Annotated in this window: 2 protein-coding genes; both read left to right on the top strand. The window is 70.0% G+C overall.

Features of this window, described 5'->3' with window-relative positions:
* Window positions 1–89: 89 nt before the first annotated feature.
* Window positions 90–1,523 carry an RtcB family protein gene (locus AB1609_22435; GenBank protein ID MEW6049192.1) on the top strand — a complete coding sequence of 478 codons (1,434 nt, stop codon included), beginning with the start codon at window positions 90–92 and terminating at the stop codon, window positions 1,521–1,523.
* A gap of 35 nt (window positions 1,524–1,558) precedes the next feature.
* The coding region (locus AB1609_22430; protein MEW6049191.1) for a YlbF family regulator at window positions 1,559–2,026 on the top strand (468 nt) is incomplete at its 3' end.

Raw genomic sequence — 2,026 nt, 5'->3', positions numbered from 1 at the left:
AAGGACGGGGCACCGGAAGGCGAGGAGGAGTAGGGGCCGGGTTTGCATCCCCGGGCCCTCGGGAGCCTTCCCGGAGGTGAGCAGAGAAGATGGCGGCGCTGGCCCTTGAGCCGGCCGGCCCCAACCGCTACCGGCTGCGCAGGGCGGGCCCCATGAGGGTGGACGCGGTCGTCTACCTCAACGAGACCCTCTACCGGCAGTTCTCGGAGCCGACGGCCCTTCAGCAACTGGCCGACGCGGCGGCGCTGCCTGGGGTGGTCGAGCGGGTCGTGGGCATGCCGGACATCCACCAGGGGTTCGGGCTGCCGATCGGGGGCGTGGTCGCCACCGATGCGCGCACCGGCGTGGTGTCGGCAGGCGCCGTGGGCTACGACATCAACTGCGGCGTTCGGCTCATCCGCACCCGCCTGGACCGGGGCGAACTCAGCCGCGACGCCATCCGGCGGCTGATGCGCGCCATCGAGGAGCGCATTCCCGCGGGGGTCGGCAAGAAGTCGCGCCACAAGGAGCTGGCGCCGCGCCTGCGCGAGATTCTCACCGGCGGCTCCGGTCACCTCGTCGAACTGGGGTACGGCGTCCCCGAGGACGTCGACGCGACGGAGGAGTACGGGCGGGTGGCGGGCGCCGAGCCATCGGCGGTCAGCAGAGAGGCGATGGAGCGCGCCGATCAGCTGGCCACCGTGGGTGGGGGCAACCACTTCATCGAAATCGGGTACGTCGAACGCGCGCTCGATCCCGGCCTTGCGGCGGCGTTCGGCCTGGCCGAGAACCAGGTCACCGTGCTCGTCCACTCGGGAAGCCGCGGCTTCGGGCACCAGATCTGCAGCGACTATGCGGCGTCCATGGCGCAGGCGGCCTCCCGGTACGGCATCGCTCTGCCCTCGAAGGGGCTTGCGGCGGCGCCCATCGATTCGCCGCTCGGCGGGCAGTACCTGGGCGCCATGAACTGCGCGATCAACTTTGCCTTCGCCAACCGCCAGCTGATGACCCACGACATCCGTGAGGCGTTCAGCGAGGTGCTGGGCGAGTCGTGGCAGTCGCTGGGAATGCACGTGGTCTACGACGTGGCCCACAACATTGCGAAGTTCGAGGAACACTTCGGCCGCCGGGTGCTGGTGCACCGCAAGGGCGCCACGCGGGCGCTGCCGGCAGGACATCCGGCGAACCCCCGCCGCTACCTGAAGACGGGCCATCCTGTCCTGATCCCCGGTAGCATGGGGACCGCTTCCTACGTCGCGGTGGGCCTTGCGGGCATCGAGGAGACCTTTACGTCGGCCAACCACGGCGCCGGCCGGGTGCTGTCGAGGTCGGGGGCTCGCCAGCAGATCACCCGGGAGCAGTTCGAGGCGAGCCTCGGGGATGTCATGTATAACGTGGACAACTACCGCGCCATCGTGGACGAGGCGCCAGGCGCTTACAAGGACATCGACGCGGTGGTGGACACCCTGGCGGACATCGGGCTCACTCGCAAAGTGGCGCGCCTTCGCCCGCTCGCGGTGATCAAGGGAGAAGGCGACCGGTAGGGCCCGGCGCGCCGGCGAGCCAAACGGAGGGGAGGATGCCGTTGCCGTCGCCGTCTGAAGCGGTCCTTTCCCGCGAAATAGACGAGGCCGTCCGCAGCCTGGCTTCCCTTCTGGCCTCACGGCCGGAGATCGAGCGCCTCAAGCGGGCTTTCGAGGAGATCGGGCGCCACGAGGCCGCCCGGATCATGCTCAAGGACCTGCAGGAGCGCCAGCGGCGGCTCGTGGAGAAGGAACGGGCCGGTGCGCCGCCATCCGAGCAGGAAATCCAGGAGTTCCAGAAGGTGGCGGAGGTCGTGGGGTTTAACCCCTACGTCCGGGAACTGCTGGATGCCCAGCTTGCCGTGGCCGTCCTTCTGGGCGCGGTGTACCGCGCCCTCGAGGAGCGACTCGCGCTGCCGCGGCTCGAAGACGAGGAGGTACAGGCGACGCCTGCCGGCCCGGCTGAGCAGGCGCATCGCGTCCAGCCGGCCCGGACCCGCCTCTGGGTTCCCGGGCAGCCGCAG

It is taken from the genome of Bacillota bacterium, assembly GCA_040754675.1.
In the GTDB taxonomy this organism is placed as follows: domain Bacteria; phylum Bacillota; class Limnochordia; order Limnochordales; family Geochordaceae; genus Geochorda.
Note: the sequence above shows the minus strand (reverse complement) of the source record. Positions and strands in the feature narration are given on the sequence as shown.